This window comes from Rhizobium sp. BK538, assembly GCF_014197575.1.
Taxonomy (GTDB): Bacteria; Pseudomonadota; Alphaproteobacteria; order Rhizobiales; family Rhizobiaceae; genus Rhizobium.
Map to the genome: position 1 here is coordinate 61,324 of NZ_JACIFT010000010.1, position 18,587 is coordinate 79,910.

General features: G+C 58.8%; 18 protein-coding genes. 1 reads left to right on the top strand and 17 read right to left on the bottom strand.

What is annotated here, in order from left to right; translation table 11 throughout:
* Positions 1 to 11 precede the first annotated feature (11 nt).
* The 17 genes from fliQ to FHX09_RS14045 all read right to left on the bottom strand — a co-directional run bounded on the left by fliQ (position 12) and on the right by FHX09_RS14045 (position 16,279).
* Positions 12 to 278 carry a flagellar biosynthesis protein FliQ gene (fliQ, locus tag FHX09_RS13965; protein WP_007796656.1) on the bottom strand — a complete coding sequence of 89 codons (267 nt, stop codon included), beginning with the start codon at positions 276 to 278 and terminating at the stop codon, positions 12 to 14.
* Positions 279 to 342: 64 nt separating this feature from the next.
* Positions 343 to 771: a flagellar hook assembly protein FlgD gene (gene flgD / locus FHX09_RS13970; protein ID WP_007796653.1), complete on the bottom strand. Its 429-nt coding sequence runs from the start codon at positions 769 to 771 to the stop codon at positions 343 to 345.
* Positions 762 to 1,211, bottom strand: a complete 450-nt coding sequence (flbT, locus tag FHX09_RS13975; RefSeq protein ID WP_007796651.1) for a flagellar biosynthesis repressor FlbT — start codon at positions 1,209 to 1,211, stop codon at positions 762 to 764. The genes flgD and flbT overlap by 10 nt, the downstream gene beginning before the upstream one ends.
* The gene (gene flaF, locus FHX09_RS13980; protein WP_007530128.1) at positions 1,208 to 1,555 is read right to left on the bottom strand and encodes a flagellar biosynthesis regulator FlaF; all 348 of its coding nucleotides are present in this window, start codon (positions 1,553 to 1,555) and stop codon (positions 1,208 to 1,210) included. The genes flbT and flaF overlap by 4 nt, the downstream gene beginning before the upstream one ends.
* 36 nt (positions 1,556 to 1,591) lie before the next feature.
* The gene (locus FHX09_RS13985; protein ID WP_007796648.1) at positions 1,592 to 2,638 is read right to left on the bottom strand and encodes a flagellar hook-associated family protein; all 1,047 of its coding nucleotides are present in this window, start codon (positions 2,636 to 2,638) and stop codon (positions 1,592 to 1,594) included.
* Positions 2,639 to 2,641: 3 nt separating this feature from the next.
* Positions 2,642 to 4,108 carry a flagellar hook-associated protein FlgK gene (flgK, locus tag FHX09_RS13990; protein ID WP_007796644.1) on the bottom strand — a complete coding sequence of 489 codons (1,467 nt, stop codon included), beginning with the start codon at positions 4,106 to 4,108 and terminating at the stop codon, positions 2,642 to 2,644.
* Positions 4,109 to 4,126: 18 nt separating this feature from the next.
* Entirely contained in the window at positions 4,127 to 5,431 is a 1,305-nt protein-coding gene (locus tag FHX09_RS13995; RefSeq protein WP_007796641.1) for a flagellar hook protein FlgE, read from the bottom strand.
* A gap of 130 nt (positions 5,432 to 5,561) precedes the next feature.
* Positions 5,562 to 6,233, bottom strand: a complete 672-nt coding sequence (locus tag FHX09_RS14000; RefSeq protein WP_007796638.1) for a response regulator transcription factor — start codon at positions 6,231 to 6,233, stop codon at positions 5,562 to 5,564.
* Positions 6,234 to 6,516: 283 nt separating this feature from the next.
* On the bottom strand, positions 6,517 to 7,080 hold the full coding sequence (locus FHX09_RS14005) for a transglycosylase SLT domain-containing protein (protein WP_037083332.1): 564 nt from the start codon (positions 7,078 to 7,080) through the stop codon (positions 6,517 to 6,519).
* Positions 7,022 to 8,446: a flagellar hook-length control protein FliK gene (locus tag FHX09_RS14010; RefSeq protein WP_132588332.1), complete on the bottom strand. Its 1,425-nt coding sequence runs from the start codon at positions 8,444 to 8,446 to the stop codon at positions 7,022 to 7,024. The genes FHX09_RS14005 and FHX09_RS14010 overlap by 59 nt, the downstream gene beginning before the upstream one ends.
* Position 8,447: 1 nt before the next feature.
* Positions 8,448 to 9,755: a chemotaxis protein MotC gene (gene motC, locus FHX09_RS14015; protein WP_132588331.1), complete on the bottom strand. Its 1,308-nt coding sequence runs from the start codon at positions 9,753 to 9,755 to the stop codon at positions 8,448 to 8,450.
* Between the two features lie 3 nt (positions 9,756 to 9,758).
* The gene (locus FHX09_RS14020; protein WP_132588330.1) at positions 9,759 to 11,033 is read right to left on the bottom strand and encodes a MotB family protein; all 1,275 of its coding nucleotides are present in this window, start codon (positions 11,031 to 11,033) and stop codon (positions 9,759 to 9,761) included.
* On the bottom strand, positions 11,030 to 11,665 hold the full coding sequence (locus tag FHX09_RS14025) for a hypothetical protein (protein ID WP_184450249.1): 636 nt from the start codon (positions 11,663 to 11,665) through the stop codon (positions 11,030 to 11,032). Before FHX09_RS14025 ends, FHX09_RS14020 begins: the two co-directional genes overlap by 4 nt.
* A gap of 166 nt (positions 11,666 to 11,831) precedes the next feature.
* Positions 11,832 to 12,797 (bottom strand): flagellin, encoded by a 966-nt coding sequence (locus FHX09_RS14030; RefSeq protein WP_037083371.1) that lies wholly within the window; start codon positions 12,795 to 12,797, stop codon positions 11,832 to 11,834.
* A gap of 265 nt (positions 12,798 to 13,062) precedes the next feature.
* On the bottom strand, positions 13,063 to 13,971 hold the full coding sequence (locus tag FHX09_RS14035; protein WP_132588328.1) for a flagellin: 909 nt from the start codon (positions 13,969 to 13,971) through the stop codon (positions 13,063 to 13,065).
* Between the two features lie 240 nt (positions 13,972 to 14,211).
* Complete coding sequence (locus tag FHX09_RS14040; RefSeq protein WP_132588327.1) at positions 14,212 to 15,102, bottom strand: flagellin; 891 nt, start codon at positions 15,100 to 15,102, stop codon at positions 14,212 to 14,214.
* Between the two features lie 286 nt (positions 15,103 to 15,388).
* The gene (locus FHX09_RS14045) at positions 15,389 to 16,279 is read right to left on the bottom strand and encodes a flagellin (RefSeq protein ID WP_132588326.1); all 891 of its coding nucleotides are present in this window, start codon (positions 16,277 to 16,279) and stop codon (positions 15,389 to 15,391) included.
* A gap of 353 nt (positions 16,280 to 16,632) precedes the next feature.
* Between FHX09_RS14045 and FHX09_RS14050 the strand changes: the two genes are divergently transcribed.
* Positions 16,633 to 18,558 carry a glycosyltransferase family 41 protein gene (locus FHX09_RS14050; RefSeq protein ID WP_132588325.1) on the top strand — a complete coding sequence of 642 codons (1,926 nt, stop codon included), beginning with the start codon at positions 16,633 to 16,635 and terminating at the stop codon, positions 18,556 to 18,558.
* Positions 18,559 to 18,587: the final 29 nt, after the last annotated feature.

Consider the following 18,587-nt stretch of genomic DNA (forward strand, 5'->3'; position numbering starts at 1 on the left):
GCGAAGGTGGCTCAGAAACCTGACTGAATGCGCGAAAACACCAGATTGGTGAAAATCGAAATCTGCGATCCGACGAATGGCGCCGAGATGCCGATGGTGACGAGGACGGCCACGATCTTCGGAACGAAGGTGAGCGTTGCTTCCTGAACCTGCGTCAGCGCCTGGAACAGCGCGATGACCAGACCGACCACCATGGCCGCCGCAACCGCCGGGCCCGCGGAAACTAGGACCGTCCAGATCGCAGCCTGAAAGAGGTCAAGTGCATCAGCTTCATTCATCGTCAGGCAACCTCATATCGCCTTGCGGTTCGCCCGATATGGCCGAACCGCCTCATAATTGCACTTAGCTCGACGTCGTCGGCGCCTTGTCGGCCAGGGTGATTCCCGCCTGCACAAGGATACTCTTGCCGTCGGTCGTCGTCGCGACAATTCCGTCGGAATAGACCTTGACCGAGGCAACCGTGCCTTTGACGGAACCGTCAGCGCTGGTCATGTACTTGCCGATATAGCTGCCGGCCTGCGTCAGGCTGGAGCTGGCAAGCAGCGTGTCCAGCTTGCTGTTCGTCTGGATCGTCTGTTCGACCTGCGAGAAGCTCGCTAGCTGCGACATCTGCTCGCTGGCATCGACCGGATCCGTCGGATCCTGGTTCTTCATCTGTGCGATGAGCAGCTGAAGGAAGTTGTCGTAGTTCAGTGTCGCCTTCTGCTGCGCGCTTGATGTGCTCGACGACGACGAGGTGCTCGACGTGCTCGAAACGCCACTTACCGCCATGGTGCAATCTCCTTACGAATCTGCTCGACCATCGTCGGCGGCATTTCGTGATTGTTGAGGATGCTGTCTTCGATCGGGTAGAGACCGCGGATCGCCTTGAGCGCGTCGAAGGCTCGTCCGGTCGAGACCAGACCATCGATGCGCTTCAGCTCGGCGAGGACTTCCTCGTTCTTGAAGCAGGTCAGCAGCATGGTGATCGACTTGCGGAACATCGCCGTCGACTGCTCCTTGCCCTCAGGATTGATGAGGATCATCTGCGCGATGAAATAGAGCTGGCGCAGTGGCGTGGTCGCGTCTTCCGGCTGGAGGACGTGGTTTTCGAGAAGGAACGTTACATCATTCAGGAATTCCAGCGCGACCTTGCGATCGACGCGCAAGACCGCACCGTTAATAAAGATCTTTTCCCCGGCTTTTAGCGAGATACGAAGTGTGCTTTTCATTTTAGTCCATCCCTGATGATGGTGGTAACGTCGATAATGCCTTGGTAGTTCGTCGATTGCCGGCGCCTGATCCGATCGCACTCCTTCAAGATCCAGATCGCGATGGAGATGAGGTTGGCCCGCAACTGAATCTCAAGCTGGTTATCCGGATGCTTGAGATCCTCGATGAAACTCACCCAGACACGCCGGGTGTAGAACAATGCATCAATGGCTTCCCGGCTGTACTTCTCTTTGTCCCGCGCAATCGACAGTAGCTCGATGGACCGGTCGAGAACTTGACGTTCCCGCTCCTTCGCATCGGCCACCGAGTCCTCCATGATCTCGGAGTAAGAGAACTGATACATTCATGCATCCTTCTTTGTCTTTCATACCCTTGATCATCAAAGGTAATTCACGAGACTCAACTGCTGGATTTTCGATACGATGGTGTAGGCGGTCTCCAGCTGCGTCTGGAGGGTGTTGACGAGTGTCGATGCTTCCGAGGTATCCACGCCCTGGAGATCGACGAGCTTGTTCTGGATGATGCTCGATTGTGCATCGAGGGCGTCGTTGGCCTTCTCGACGCGCTCCTGCGAAAGGCCGAGCTGGCTTGCCTGCGTGACGATGCCCGTGGTCGCCTGGGCGGCATAGCCGATCGCCTTGGAGGTGACCGTGCCCAAGGCATCAGCACTTAGGCCCTGGCCGGCCAATGCCGAAACAGTGATCGAAGCCAGTGCGAAGTAGCGCATGCCTTCCGAGTTCGCATTTGTCGAGGAGGTCACGACTTCCGAGTTGCTGATGCGGCTGGTCATGTTCTGATTGGAAGCGCTCGACCAACCGGTCGTCGGATCGGTCCAGCTCGTCTCCGAGAACATCGGCTCGACCGTGCCGGTGATGAAGGTTTCCATCTCGGAACCAGTGAGCTCGCCAACCGTCTTGCCGAGTCCGGTCGCATAGGTGCCGAGCGCCGCGGTAATATTAGCTGTCACCGTGGCCGACTGGTCCTTCAACGGCTGCACATCGGTGTTGATACCCGAGAACAGGTATTCGCCGTTGAGCATCGAATTACCCGTATCCATCAGCTGCGACAGCGCGTCGCCGGCAGACTGCATGGCCACCGTAATGCTGGTCGTATCTTGGCTACCCTGAAGCGCGGTCAGTTTCGAAACGAGCGCGTCACCAGCAGTCTTCATGCTGTCGAGGCCGAGCTGGGACGCTTCAAGGCGCGCCGAAACGACTGAATTGCTGCCCTTGAGAGCCTTGATGCGGCTGACTTCGGACGTGAAGTTCACGCTCTTGGCCGCGCCGGATCCGAGGGAGGCGCCAATATCGGCGTAAACGCCCGTCGTTGCTTCGAGGGAAGCGCTGACCAATTGCTTCTGCGACTGGCGGATCGTCAATCGCATTGCGTTCTGAATGGCTGAGCTAGAAATAAATGAACTTTTCATGGCTTAACTCGCTATATCCAGCAATGACTTCAACATTTCGTCGACAGCGTTGAGGATCTTCGTGGCCGCCTTGTAGGACTGCTCGATGTCGAGAAGCAGTGTCAGTTCTTCGTCGAGATTGACGCCGGTCTCGTTGGAATAAGCTTCCGTCGAACGCGAGAGTGCCGCGGACGTATTCTCGGACGCTGTCGTCGCATCGCTTCGATACTGCTCAAGCCACCCAACCGAGCTCGAGGCGTAGTCCATGATGTTGACGTTGGACGAGAGGCCGGCGGCGGCCGAGAAGGTCTGTGCGGTGCCCATCGCCGTGTAGAGCGCATCGAGATTGTCGGAGAAGCCGCTGCTGTTCGTTGTGTTGAGGTTGGTGAGGCCGGAGATCGACCCATCGCGCAACTTCATCGGGTCGCCGCCCTGGCTGGTGATGACGGCGGCATTGACCGTGATGGTTCCGGCGATGCCGTCGATCACGCCCGTCGTCGTCGGCGTGCCGCCTGACGTTCCAGCCGCGGTCTTCCAGACGAAGAGGCCTGGCTGCGTCGTGGCGGGCGTCCCGCCGGTTTCCGAAAACATGGTGACGAGCGACTTCGCGATCTCGTCGAGCTGCGACTGGAATGTCGTCGCAACTTCGTCGCGCACTTGCAACAGCGCCTGCAGACTTCCCTGTGCCGTGCTCGTAGACCCTTTGCCGGCCCCGAGCAGCACGCCATCGATATAGACGCCATTGCCTTTCGTCTGCGCGGTATAGGTGTTCTGGGCAACAAACGTAATTGTGCGCGGTATCGTGTCGAAAACGACCGTGCCGTCGGTGGTGTAGAGTGCCATGTCCCCGTTGTCGCGATCGACCGCGTTGACCCCAACGATCGAGGAAATCTGCTTCAGCAGTTTGTCGCGCTCATCCAGTGCATCGGCTGGATTGCCGCCGGTTGCGGTTGCGCTCTTGACGGCATCGTTCGCCGTCTTGAACTGCGCAAGCAGCGTGTTAAGCGTCGAGACCTGGGTCGCGATTTCCTTGTCGGCGCCCTGGCGGACGGCCTGCACGGATTTCGTTGCGTCGTTCAGTGAATTGGCGACGTCCTGTGCGGCCGTGACCGCACTCTGCGCCGCAATCGTGCTGCTCGGCGACGTGCGAAAAGCCTGCAGCTTTTCACGAAACGTCGCCAGGTAGTTCGCCGGTGACGTTTCGTAATCGTTGCCGCCCATGATCGATTTCAGGTCGGTGAGGCCACTGAGCAGGGTTTGCTGGCCACTGTCCTGCGCGCTCGCCTTCAGCCACTGACGCAGCAGCGCATCTTCCTGCGCGCGGCTGATCTTCACGACTTGCGCGCCATTCAGCGACGTGGTGATCATCGCCTGCCGGCGCACGTAATCGCTGTTGCTCGAGTTCGAGATATTGTTCGATACCACACTGCTTTGAGTGCCGGTATTGCTGAATATGCTCTGCGCAGTGTTTAGTGCGGAAGTGAGCGACATGGCTTATCCGAACCCTACTTATCTCTTGAGGTTCACGAGGACGTCCATGATGTCGGACCCCGTCTGGAACACCTTGGAATTGGCGGTGTAGCTGCGCTGCGATTCGATCATTTCGGTCAGTTCGCCGGCGAGGTCGACGTTTGAGCTTTCGAGCGCGCCGGCCTGTATGGTGCCGAAACCGTTGGTCTGCGGGAAGCCGGTGACGGTAACGCCGGACTGGCCGTTGGCGCTATAAACGTTGCCGCTCATCAGCGTCATGTTGTCCGGGCTCGCGACAGTCGCCAGCGGAATGCGGTAGATCGGCTTGGAGGTGCCATCGGAGTACTTGGCATAGACGGTCCCGTCCTTGTCGATCGTCACGTCCTTGACTGGGCTTGCGGCCTGGCCGTTCGGCGTGCCGCTGCCGGCGAAATCGGAGGCGAGCTGCGTAAAGCCGCTGAGATCCATGGCGATCGATCCACCCGTTACCGTATCGGTGATCGCGAGCGCGCCGGCACCGACCATCTTGCCGTTGGCGTCGAAGCTCAACGTCGTGCTTCCGACGACAGCAGATGTTGCCGGGGCCGCAAAGCTGTAAGGGAAGGAGGACGTGCCGCCGGTGGCCGCATCGTCATGACGGAAGACCGCTACCTCCCAGGTGCTTGCGGCACCCGTCGCCGGGGGCGGCGTCGTGGCCGATGTCTTGGTGAAGTAGAAGTCATACTGAACGGTGTTGCCGAGCTTGTCGTAGCCGACCATCGACATCTGCTTGGTGTCACTGGTGATCGGCGCCGTGTTGGAGCTCGGCAGGCCGGTTGTCGTGACATTCGCGTTCGAATTCAGGTTGCCCGAGAACGTGCCGGTCGTCGAGGCGATCGCCGTCAGACCGGACTGGTTGACGTTGACCGGAACGAGACCGGAGAAGCCGTTAACGACGACAGCCGGCGCGCCGGCGTCGTAGGAATAGCCCATCAGCTTGAAGCCGGCGGAGTTGACCAGGTTGCCCTCGTCGTCCTTGGTGAAATCGCCCGCGCGGGTCAGAACCGGAACGCCGTCCGGGCTCTGCACGATGAAGAAGCCGTCGCCCGAGATCGCCAGATCGTAGCTCGACGTCGTGTAGGAGATATCGCCCTGCTCGGAAACGGACTGACGAACGGACGTCTGGACGCCGCCTGAATTGTAGTTACCCGAGGTCGACGGCAGGACCAGCGACGAGAAGGCGCTCGACACGGCCTTGTAGCCCGTCGTGTTTGCGTTCGCGATGTTATCGGCGACGGTGCTGAGGCGGTTTGCCTGGGCGTTCATGCCGGACACGGCCGTCTTCATGCTGCCAAAAATGCTCATCTGAAAACCTCGATTCCCTTAGTAGGCTTGAGAGTATTTGGTGGGCCTTGCGTGAAGCTGTCTGAGGCTGAACCATCATCGACGAGAATGCAGCGACTATGGCCAGGCAACACGGCCCGTTCTGAAAAAATCAGTTCCAGTCAATGCAGTAGCCAAGGAAGCGCTTCGAATCGACCGGATCGAAGCCGAGCTTCTTCCGGAGCTTCTTGCGCAGCTTGGAAATGTGGCTTTCAACGACGTTTTCTTCGACTTCGTCGTCGAATATCCCGTAGATCGCGTTGAAGATCTGCGTCTTGGTGACGCGGCGACCGCGGTTTGCGATCAAATACTCCAGGATGCGACGCTCGCGGCGGGGAAGCGCAAAGACTTCGCCATGAATTTCCGGATCGCGACCATCCGAGAAGACGCGGATCGCGCCGATGTCGGTGTGGCTGGATATCGCTTTCAGTCGGCGCCGGATGGCGGCGGCTCGAGCCAGGATTTCGCGGGGATGCACCGGCTTGCGCACGACGTCGTCGACGCCACAATCAAAAAGTGCAAGGGTGTTTTCCAGCGAGGGCTGGTCGCTGACCGCGATAACCGGCGCCATGGTCCGGTCGCGGATCGCACGCGGCAGCTCGAAATTCTGCTGCCCCTGCCCGATCAGGAAGGCCTCGACAGCTGCGATATCAGAATCCGCCGCCGTCTGAACCCATTCACCGAATTCATTTGGATCAAACCCCGTGGAAGGAATGCCTTCCCGCCCGAAAAGTGAAGTGTAACCATCTTTCACGAGCTCACGCTCATCAACCACTACGATCATTCGTCCGCCTCCGAATCACTTGTGGTACCTCGATGCTCTATGGGTACGAATCGCGCGATTCTGGGACAAGCTGTAGGAACTAATCGACGGGAATTAATAGTTGATTAAGAATTGAGGCGCGATTTGATCTAGATGTAGTAGGAAGTCGAAATCATGCACACAAAAATTTCGTGGAAAAGTTAACGACGCCTAAAATGTGACTTGCCTTGCCATATTGAGACAGATTCTCGCCACAATATGACACATTTCCGCTTTGTTCCGTTTTCTACCCGTTTTGATTGAATCAATTCTGGCAGAAGTTGCTCGCATTGGGAGTCCATTTGCCATAGCCGGTGGCGACCAGATTGGCGATGACCCGGCACACATACTGCTTCTGGGCAGGGTCATTGTTGGGGCCGGCGTGATAGCGGGCCACCGCCATCGTCCATGTTTCGTGCCGGTCGTGGAGATTGCGCAGGAACCTTGCCGCGTATTCCACATTGCGACGCGGGTCGAACATCTCCTCCGCAGACCGGAAATTCTCACCATGGTAGTACTGGTTGATCTGCATGCAGCCGATGTCGATGAGCTTCGCGCCTGACCTGCGTGCGACGACAACCTGCCTCAGTGCGTCCTGCTCGGAGGGCGGAAAGAAGGCCTTGCCTTCGATGTTCAGCGCGTAGGGGTAGAGCGATCCCTTGCGTCCGGTCTCGGTTAGACCAACGGAGTAGAGAATGCCTTCAGGGATGCCGTACTTTAGCGCGGCCGCCTGAATCTCCTGCTCACAGGCGCTGTTCGACGCCCGTGCGCTAGAGATAGACGTCGCCAGTGCGACCGCTGCCAGCGGCGCCAGGAGAAGTGCTTTCAACACCGCTTTCGCCCGAGCCATCGAAGCCTCCGCCAGTTCGCTGTCCTGATTGATTTTGACGTTCACGCGCCTCGCCGCCCTGACCTTGCTGGGCAAAGGCCTGACCCTGCTGCTGGCCCTGTGCGTTCGCCTGATTACCAGCGTCCGAACGGTCGACCGGCGCCATGCTGATCGTGATGTTGTCGATCGCGTAGCCCTGGCTGCGCAATGCCTCGATGATCTTGCCGTGGTCTTCCTTGAGTTGCCGATAGGCCGCGCCGCTCTCGACCTTGAGGTCGACGTTGAGCGCGTCGCCCTGAAGCCGCATCGTCGCGGTAACGAGACCGAGGTCGATCGGGTTCATCTGGATCTTGAGCGTATTCACCACCTTGCCGGTGCTCGTCCACTCGGCGGCATTCGACAGGGCGGAGCTCGCCTGCATGGCATGCGCCCATTCCGGATCACCGGATATCGCCGCCGTCACTGCGGCAGAATTGGTGTTCTGCGCCAAACCAATGTAGCGGCGCGAGTCCAGAACGGAGACGCTCTCGATGTTAGCCTTGCCGCCGGCCTCGGCGGTGGCATCCTTGTCGATGCCAACATGCATATCCATCGACTGACCGCGGCCAACGGCACGGCTCAGCCGGAATGTCGTCGCGTCGGTATCGCCGGCAACCTCTGTGCCGGGCAGCTGAGCGTCCACGGTCATATCGACGCTGGCCAGATCAGCTTCGGCAGATGTCTCATCCTTGGACTTGATACCGGCAACGGGCTTTTCTCTCGGATCGGTCGATACCTTGACATCCGCCTTTTGGTTCACCGCAGCCAGTGCGGCGAACGCTGCTGCTGCAGTTCCGTCAGTCGGCACCTGCTTCAGTAAGCTCAGGACATCGGAGAGCACGCTATTGTCCTCGGCGCCCTTCTTTACCTCGGTGCCGTCAGTCTCCGTCTGCTTGGTACCCTTGGCTGGATGGCTCGCCACGTCATCGCCCAGCGTGTCGGACAGATCCCGCGAGTTGGTGTCATCGGCGTGCTTGCCCTTGGCCTTCGGGTCACGCTCCGTTTTCTTCGTCTCTTTATCCGTCGAGCCCGCCGTCTGTTCTTTCGTCTGCACCTGCGCCGCCAGGGAGGCGCTGCCGAGATCGATCAATGCCTTCGGGCTGGTGTGGCGCGGCGCAGCGGATACGCTACCATCGGTGCCGTCGCCGGCGTGCTGGTCCACCGCGGGCTGCTCGGTTGAGTCATGCTTTCCGCCGCTTGCCTTGTTCAGGACGTCAGAGAACCCGCCTGCATCCGCATCACCACCGTTGCCGGTCTGACGGCCAATGCCCGCGGCAGAGGCAACCCCTGCTCCTGACGCACCCCCCGAAACGCTGATGTCCATCATCTCAATTGCTTTCTTTGTTCAAGATGCCATCGATCTCATCCAGTTGCGATCGACTTGACGTCACGAACGCGCTGAATGACGGGTCGGCGTCCTGCTGTCCCCCAACATTGGATGGCGGCGTCCCTGCCGCTCCTCCCACAACAGGACCTGGGGCCGGGTTGGGTATCTCTCCCTGCTCCGCCTCCGATGAGGCCGCTGCCTGTTTAGAAGTAATTTCTTGGCTATAAGATTTAGGGGTCTTCGCTTGTGTCAGGCTTGCCGGGTCCGGCGGACGAAGCACTTGTTCTGCAATGGCTTTTGCTGCGGCCCTAAGCGCCTGATCGCGCGAAGACAGCTCCTGATCCGGGATGGATGAAATGTTCTTCGCGGCCGTATTAATCTTGTCCGTCGGGATCGCCGCCATGCCGCCGTAGAAATCCGCCAGCGCTCCAAAGGCGTTGTCGGAATCGCCGGCAAGCGTCTGCGCACGCGCTGCGGCCATCCGTGCAAGATCACCCTTGCCGGCGATCGCAGCCGCGCGAGCGATGCGGAGATAGACTTCACGCTGCCTGGCCTCATCCATGAAGGAGAGAATGCCAACAACATCGTCCGGCTTCACCTCGTGATCATGATTGACCAGCAGCTTGACGAAAAGGTCCGCGAACTGGCTCGCATAGGGCGAATGCAGGAAACGGCGCACATAGCGCTGCGAATAATTGAGCCCCTTGTCCACCATCCCGGCTTCGACGCAGATCGACACGGAGCGGCGCAGCGCCGCCTCTTCGACGATCGTCCCCGGCGCATTGAGGCGCGCCTGGTCATACAGCTTCAGCGCCTCCATTGGGCTCTTGGCGATGGTGACATTGCCGCCAACCAGCGCAAGATAGGGGCCGATTTTCTTGTCCCTGTATTCGTTCGCAGTCTCGACGAGGCTCTTGGCGACGAGCAATCCCTTGCCGCTTAGATATTTGCGCAACACGTCGCTGATGCGATTGTCGAAGTGACCATTTACATCGCGGGCAACAAGGTATTCGAGCGTCTCGGGATTGCCGCCACTCATGGCATAGATCAGCGCCGCGTCGACGTTGCGGTCATCGTCGAAAACCGACGGATCGATGGTGCGCAGGCGCTGATCGATCGTGCCGAGCATGAAGCGCTGCATCTCGGCGGCAGAGTGATCGCCAAGCACGACGGAATCCTGCACGAACTGCAGCGACCGCAGCATCTTGTAGGGTGCAATGTCCTCCTGATCTTCCGCATACGCGACGGCAGCATGACTCCCCGCAAGGCCGAGAAGCAAAAGCAGAAGACGTTGGTGGAGACGGACCATGGATTATCCCTGATCCGCTTGCAACAAGATTTCGATGCGCCTGTTGGTCGCATTGAAGGGATCCGCCTGATCCTTCAACTTGCGGTCAGCAAAGCCAGAGACTTGCGAGACCCGCTTTTCGTCGAGTCCGCCTCGAACGATCATGTAGTAGGCAGCCTGGGCGCGATCCATGGACAAGCGCCAGTTCTCGTTCTCGCCCTTATACTGACGGCCGTCCGTGTGGCCGCGAATGACAATAGCGCCTGGCTTGCCCTTTAGGATCTCACCGATCTTTTCCATCGCGAGCACCATTTCCTTGCGCGGAACGGCCGACCCGATGTTGAACATGGAATCATCGCTCTGGTCGGAAATGCTGACCAGAAGGCCACCCTCCGACGGTGTTACCGTGAGACCTTCAGCGAGCTTGCCAGCCACGCCACTGATCTGCTGGGCGATTTCCTTTTGCAGGTCTTCGGCCTGTTTCTGCTCGGTGGCCTTTTGTGCCTCAGTCTGCGGCTTTTCCTTGCCCTCGGCATTTTTGGCAGCCGTTTCCGCGGAGGCTGCACCGTGTTGCGGCATGCTCTCTGCCGTTTCCTGCGCCTGCCCGTCGTGAGCCGCGGCCGTTGTCAGATCCGGCGGATTCTCGGATTCCGCCTTGGCAACTTCGGTAGCATCGGCGGGCGCGTCGCTCGATGCCGGCTGCGTCTTGTCGGCGTGCGTCACTTCGACCTGCTTCGTCCAGAAATCCGGATCGAAGGGGTCGCGGTAGGCCTGACCGCCGTCCGCGCCGGTTGCCGGACCGGAATCGCTGGCACCGCCCTCGCCCTTGGCGCTGACATTTGCCTGCTGGCCGACTTCCTGCGCAATCTCCGCCAGCACCGAATAGGGATTCTCGAAAAAGTCGGCTTCGGAGTAGTTGGTCTGGTCGCCTGACGTCGAGGTCTGGTCGTCGCCGTTTGCTGCCGATGCGCCCTTGGTGGGCTCGTCCTCTTTTTCCTTCGACTTGTCCTGCTTCTGATCGCCGTCCGCCTGGTCGACGGGCTTCTTCAAGCCTTTTTGCGTGGGCTTCTCGTCGGCGAGCTTGATCGGATTGAAATAGGTCGCAACTGAGGCCTTGGTTTCCTCGTTCGCAGCGTTGACCAGCCACATGACGAGAAAGAACGCCATCATCGCCGTCATAAAATCGGCATAGGCAATCTTCCAGGCGCCACCATGCGCACCGTCGTGATCCCCGCCGCCATGCCGCTTGACGATGATGATCTCGTTCTTGCCGTGGTGGTGGTTTTCGCTCTCACTCATTCCAGAACTTTCTTCAAGCTCGTCGCCCAGGCCGACATCCGCGTGACGAGGACAGCGTCGCCAAATTCGACGGTCAGGTCGACATCGCCGGTTTCATGATGGCGCAGAAGACCAGCCTTTTCGCCAAGTGTGCTCTTCAGCACATCGAAAAGCCGCGTCGGCCCCCTGACCGTCACGGTACCGACATCGCCTTCCAGCACCGCATCGCGAAGGATGCCGGCAACATCGACGGCAGCCTTCTGCGACAGAGCATCGGTCATAACAGGTGCAAGCGCCCGTGCGACCGTCGCGCTGACAAGCTCGGCAACCTCATGCGCCATGGCCTCAAGTCGGGAGGAGATCAGTGCCGCCGTCTCAACCTCGTATCGGTCACGGAGCTCTTCGACCTCGCGCTGATGAACGAGCGCGACCGTTTGCGCCTCGAGTTCATACTTCTCCGTCAGCGCTGCGGTTGCTTCGGCATAGCCTTCCGCATGTGCGCTGCGGCGCTCGGCTTCGAGATCCACGACCGGTTCGGATCCGATATCCGCAAAGCCGCCGAAATCATTCGCGAGATCGTCGGCTTCCGCGACGGGAGCGACCACGGCCGGCTCGCCAAAATCCTTCAGGTACCGAGAAAGCAGCGCGCTCACCGAATCCACCCTCTCGCTGCAGAGAACTGCGACATGCCGCGCTCCATCATGAACTGACAACTCATCAGGCACGGTTTCCGCACTGCGCCTTTGTATCGAAACTAGGGAGTCAAACTTGCGCGAGGATGAAGGGGGAAGCCGAACAAGCTCGACTCCACCTCCGCCACTATTGCAGCAGGATCAGCACTTTGCTGGCAGCCGTATTCAGGATCGAAATCGCCTGGACACCCATCTGCTGTTGCGTCAGCAACGCCTTCTGAATGGTCGATGCTTCGTCCATGTCGGTATCGACGAGCGCACCGACGCCCTTGTCGATCAAGTCAGACATGTCTGCGGTGTAGGCGACGCGATCACTGATACGCGCGCTCATGGTGCCAAGGCCGGCCGCTGTCGTTGTCAGTTTCGACAGGATGGAATCGACCACTGCCAGCATGTCCTTCAACTGCGCGGACGTCGTGTTACTATCGAGCTTTATTTCCGTTCCGCTCGCCGGCGTCGTCGAACCGGCGTCCAACAGATAGTAGTTGCGTGCCGTCGCGGTGCCGTCGGGATTGAGCGTGTTTGCATCTACCGTCTTCGTCAGCAGACCGCGATTGGCGTCCGTCGTGTCGATCATGACGGTCTGGTCGGCCGGGTAGCTGATCGTCTGCGCCTGGTACTCACCGTTCGTGCCGCGCACGAAGCCGCCGATCACCGAGCGCGAGGTCGGAAGCGTGGTATCGCGGTTGAGCAGCCAGTTTTCGCCCGCAAAGTTGGTCGTCTGAACGGTCGTCTGCAGCTGCCCTTTCAGCTCGGTCAGCGTTGTATTGAGCTTTGTCTTGTCGACGCCGGCTTCCTGCGCCGTCACCAAAGTCTTGCGGATTTCGCCCAGCTGGTCGATCAGGCTGTCCATGGACGTATAGGCGGTATCGACCTTCGATGCGCCGACACCGAGTGCGTCATGAATGTTCTGCAGCGAGCTGCTGTCCGAGCGCATGACGCTTGCATAGGACCAGTAGGTTGCATCATCCGCAGCCGTTTCGACGCGATAGCCCGACGAAACCTGCTGCTGAACCGTTGCGACGTCCTTGTTGATGATGCGCAGCGCCGCGAGGGCGTTTACCTGTGCCGAGCTGGTAATTTTGTATGTCATTTTCTGGCTCTGAATAGGGAAACGGGACAGGCCGGCAACCGGCAGCGACTGACCTGGCGTCATGCCCCCGGCTGGTCTCCCAGGCCCGGTTTGTCGCTAAAAACAAATCAACTGTTAAGCGAAGTTAACCAAGGCCTTCGACGGGCGCAAGTGCCGCAACTTCAGTGTCGCAAGCCTCGCGCAATCTTGATTATCGCTTCAAAAACAAAGAGAAAGCCGCATCATGGACGCGACTTTCCATCTTCTTCGGATGTTGCTGGGCGGCTTAGTTCTTGAACAGCGTGAGAACGTTCTGCGCGCTCGAATTGGCGATCGACAGCGACTGGATCGCCAGCTGTTGCTGCGTTTGCAGCGCGGTCAGTTTGCTCGATTCCTCTTCCATGTCAGCGTCAACAAGGCGTCCGACACCGGAGTCGATCGAGTCGCTGAGATTGGAAACGAAGCTCTCCTGCAGATCGATGCGGGTCGAGATCGAGCCGAGCTGCGAGGCGGCCTTTGTCAGCGCGCTGAGGCCCGATTCGACGGTCGTCAGAGCCAGGTCGATATCGCTCTGGCTGAAGCTCGTGATGTCCATGCCGTAGATTGAGCCGACGCTGCCGCTCGATGTGCCGATGATACCAGTCGTCGTGTCGATCGATCCTGACGTCGTCATGCCGAAAAGCACGTTGCCGGCGGAGGTGTCATCAAGAACGTACTGAGTCGTCTGCACGGAAACCTGACCATTGGCATTGCGGACGAACGAGGAGACAACGCTTTTCGTGGTATTGCCTGCCACCCAGTTCTCACCGGAGAAGGAAGCGGACTGAGCGACACTCAACAACTGCTGCTGAAGTTGTCCGATCTCGTCCTGAATCTTGGTCTTGTCGACGCCCTTTTCTGTAGCAGCCACGATCTTCGCCTTGATCTCACTGACGATGTCGATAGCGCTGTCCATGGCCGAATAGGCGGTATCGACCTTCGCGGCGCCGAGTCCGAGCGCATCGGACACAGCGGAGAGAGCCTTGTTGTCCGAACGCATGGTCGTTGCAATCGACCAGTAAGCGGCGTTGTCCTTGGCCTCTGCGACACGGTAACCTGACGAAACACGGTTCTGCGTGTCCTCCAGATTGCCATTGATGCTGCGGAGTGTCTGGAGAGCGGACATTGCCGCGACGTTCGTCAAAATGCTGGTCATGAAATTATCGCCCCTTGCTGGCAAAAATTGAAAAGGGACATTCCGGTCCGCCACCGGGAACGGCAATCAGCTTCATGCCCGCTAACCGCTTCTTAAGCTTGGTTAACATACCGTTTCGTTGACGGCAGAAAACATCAGTTTGGTTAACGCGGAGTTAACAAACATTGAAAAAGCCGCGCTCGGGGAGCGCGGCTTTCGATTGGCGATCTTTTATCCGAGCGCCCGGAGGCGCTCCGGCTATTAGCTGCGGAACAGCGAGAGGATGTTCTGCGAAGAGGAGTTCGCGATCGACAGCGACTGTACAGCCAGCTGCTGCTGGGTCTGCAAGGCGCTGAGCTTGGAGGACTCTTCTTCCATGTCGGCGTCGACCAGGCGGCCGATACCGGAGTCGATCGAGTCGCTGAGCGAAGATACGAAGTCGGTCTGGATGTCGACGCGCTGCTGGAGCGAACCGAGCTGCGAACCGAGGGTCGTCATGTTCTTCAGAGCGGTTTCGACGTCCGTCAGCAGGTTGTCGATGTCGGCCTGGGTCGTGCTGGCGCCGATCGTGAAGCCGTAGATGGAGCTGCCCGAGCTGGCGCCGGCGGTGCCGAGGATACCACCCGTCGTCGTGGCGTCGAACAGCGTGTTGGTGGCGCCGAGCGTGTAGTCGGTGGTCTTGATGGAGACCGCGCCGCCCGTGCCGCGAACGAAGGACGAAACGACGCTGACTGTGCCGCCGGCGTTGTTGACCCAGTTTTCGCCGTTGAACGAAGCAGACTGAGCGACGCTGTAAAGCTGGGCCTGCAGCTGCGTGATTTCGTCCTGAAGCTTCAGCTTGTCGACGCCGGCTTCGCTGGCTGCAACGAGCTTTGCCTTGATTTCGCCGACGAGGTCGATGGCACTGTCGACAGCGGTGTAGGCCGTGTCAAGCTTGGCGGCACCCATGCCGAGCGCGTCGGAAACAGCCGAAAGCGCCTTGTTGTCGGACTTCATCGTGGTGGCAATCGACCAGTAGGCGGCGTTGTCGGAAGCCTTGCCGACGCGCAGGCCAGACGAAACGGCGTTCTGCGTGTCACTCAAGCCCTTGTTGACACCACGCAGCGTCTGGAGTGCGGCCATTGCGGAGTTATTGGTCAGAATGCTGGTCATTTTTAATTTGCCCCTTTGGCATAATTGATAGGAAGGGACACTCCGGACTACCGGGAACGGCAATCAGCATCATGCCTGTTGACCGCTCTCTTCGTGCTCAGTCAACTCGCCGTTTCGATAGGCACATAAAACCTTATCATGGTTAAGAAATGCTGAACCAAAAAATTAAAAATCATTAAAAATATCCGTTGGTTAGCTTGACTTCATTAACCGGAAATTAAAACATTTGCGGCCGGGGCAAGCCCCGGCCGCAAGTCTTTTTCTCTGCTGTTGCGCGAGGCTATTATTAGCCGCGGAACAGCGAGAGGATGTTCTGCGAAGAGGAGTTCGCGATCGACAGCGACTGGATTGCCAGCTGCTGCTGGGTCTGCAAGGCGCTGAGCTTGGAGGACTCTTCTTCCATGTCGGCGTCGACCAGGCGGCCGATACCGGAGTCGATCGAGTCGCTGAGCGAGGACACGAAGTCGGTCTGGATGTCGACGCGGGTCTGGAGCGAACCGAGCTGCGAACCAAGGGTCGTCATGCCCTTCAGAGCGGTTTCGACGTCCGTCAGCAGGTTGTCGATGTCGCCCTGGGTCGTGCTGGAGCCGATCGTGAAGCCGTAGATGGAGCTGCCCGAGCTGGCGCCGTTCGCGCCGAGGATACCACCCGTCGTCGTGCCGTCGAACAGCGTGTTGGTGGCGCCGAGCGTGTAGTCGGTGGTCTTGATGGAGACCGCGCCGCCCGTGCCGCGAACGAAGGACGAAACGACGCTGACTGTGCCGCCGGCGTTGTTGACCCAGTTTTCGCCGTTGAACGAAGCAGACTGAGCGACGCTGTAAAGCTGGGCCTGCAGCTGCGTGATTTCGTCCTGAAGCTTGGTCTTGTCGACGCCGGCTTCGCTGGCTGCAACGAGCTTTGCCTTGATTTCGCCGACGACGTCGATGGCACTGTCGACAGCGGTGTAGGCCGTGTCAAGCTTGGCGGCACCCATGCCGAGCGCGTCGGAAACAGCCGAAAGCGCCTTGTTGTCGGACTTCATCGTGGTGGCGATCGACCAGTAGGCGGCGTTGTCGGAAGCCTTGCCGACGCGCAGGCCAGACGAAACGGCGTTCTGCGTGTCACTCAAGCCCTTGTTGACGTTACGCAGCGTCTGGAGTGCCGCCATTGCGGAATTATTGGTGTTAATGCTTGTCATAAGTCTGTCCCCAAAAACAAAATACCAAAGGAGGACATACCGGACTTCAATACCGGCGATGACGGTCCAGCTTCATGCCACTCGGTGCCGTTTTTCTTGAGCAACCAAACCCGTCATGTCGAGAGGCAATCTTGCACCCATTCATTGCCAACTCATTAAAACGGCTGGCGAAACGGCGTCGAATGGAGCCGGTGGTTAACAGTCTCCAAACATCTTCGAACACCTTGCAGCAGGACTGCACACCGGCTTCAAGCAAGCTTGGCGTGCCTAGATGGTGCAAACTGGGGTGTGATGTAGGCCAGCGCACGATTGGCCACGACGCTCGTTGAAGAAGTTCCGGATGGAGTGGGCTCTTGAATACGAATATTTCGTTTGCGGCGGCGTCGAAGGACTATCAGAAGGGACAATATCTCAAGTCGCTTGAAGTCCTGAACAAACTCATCAACACGCAGCAGGACGTCAAAACCTACGTTCTCCTAGCCAAAAACCTTCTCAAGTTGGGCTTCAAATCGGAAGCGGCAAGCGCATATGCGCTTGCCGGCGAACTCGATAGCAACAAGGAATCGCCCTATACCCGCGAAGCCGCGCTTCTGTATTTTGCGTGCGGCAACGAAGAGCAAGCCTTGCTCCAGGCCTTGCGCGTCATGACGCTTGCCCGCTCAGACGCCGATCTCGCCTGCGTTCTTGCCTCTATCCACCTCAAGCAAGGCCGAAAGGACCTCGTGAGCCCCTACCGCAAGGTGATCTCCGAGAGCAGCAATGCCGACCATGCCCGCCTTGCAGTGCGACTCCTCAGCGACGACATTCTGGACGCGACGAACGAGACGCTCGTCTATAATCTGTTCAAGAAGTTTCCCGACATCATGCCGCTCCGACTGCTCAAGCTCGTCTTCGCCCGCGAGGTCTGCGACTTCGAGCTCGTCGCCAAGGAATTCCTGCCGGTGCAGAAAATGCTCGATGGGGGCGACCACAGCGCCTTGGAACGAGACAATCCCTTCTACAATCTTCACTGGTGCAGTGACGAAGCGCTCAATGCCCTCGCTTCTCACAATCCGTCCCTTCCATTGAGAGAAGCGGCAGCGCGACGAAGAGCCGTTCCCCACGCCTGGAGCGAGAAGATCCGCATCGGATATCTTTCGTCTGACTTCTGGGCCGGACACGCAACCATGAAGCTACTGCGCCGTATTCTGGAGCTGCACGACCGGGACAAATTTGAAATAACGCTCTTCTGCCATACCGAGGAGAAGTACCTGGAACATGAGGCCGGCACGGTCGATCGCTCACAATGGGGTGACGTGTGCATCGTGCGAGACATGACGGACGAGGAAGCCGCCAAGGCTATCCGGGAGCGGCAAATCGACATTCTGGTCGACCTCAAGGGACACACATTTGGCGGTCGATCCCGAATACTGAACTATGGCGGCGCTCCGCTGCAGGCAACATGGCTTGGTTTCCCGGGCAGCGTGACTGACGTCGACCTTGATTATGCCATCGGCGATCGGTTCGTGCTGCCGAAAACCAGCGAAGCGAACTATTACGAGAAGCTGGTGCGCATGCCGGATTGCTATCAGCCCAACGACCCCGCCAATCGTCCGAAACCAAGGCCAACGACACGTGCCAAAGTGGGTTTGCCGGAGGGAGCATTTGTCTTTGCTTCGTTCAACGCAAACCGCAAGATCAACACGGCGATACTCGACGTCTGGTGCAACATCCTGAAGCGCGCGCCAAACAGCGTGCTTTGGCTAATGCTCTCGTCGCCACGCACCCAGACCAACCTGCTCAATTACATGAACAAAAGAGGGCTGGAATCGGATCGAGTGATCTTCTGCCCGCGCGTGTCCTACGAAGAGCACATCGATCGCCAACAAGTGGCCGATCTTGGCGTCGACACCTTCCCGGTCAACGGTCACACGACCACCTCCGAGCAGCTCTGGGGTGGCCTGCCGGTTTTGACCGTCAAGGGTACCAATTTTGCCTCTCGCGTCAGCGAAAGCTTGCTCAACGCGATAGGCCTGCCGGAACTGGTAGCCAGCGACATCAAGGCCTATGAAGACATGGCTGTCGAGCTCGCGAACGCCCCCGACCGCATCGCTGAATACAAGCGGCGCATCAGGGACAATGCCGGCATCATGCCACTGTTTGACGCTGAACGTTTCACCCTGCATCTCGAAAGGGCCTACGAAATGATGGTAGAGCGCGCGAAACTCGGGCAGGAACCGGACCATATCGACGTTCCGGCCCTGCCGCCCCGTACCGAACCGTTCTTCAGTTTTGACTAGGGAGCACTCCGAGGCATTTAGAACCCGCC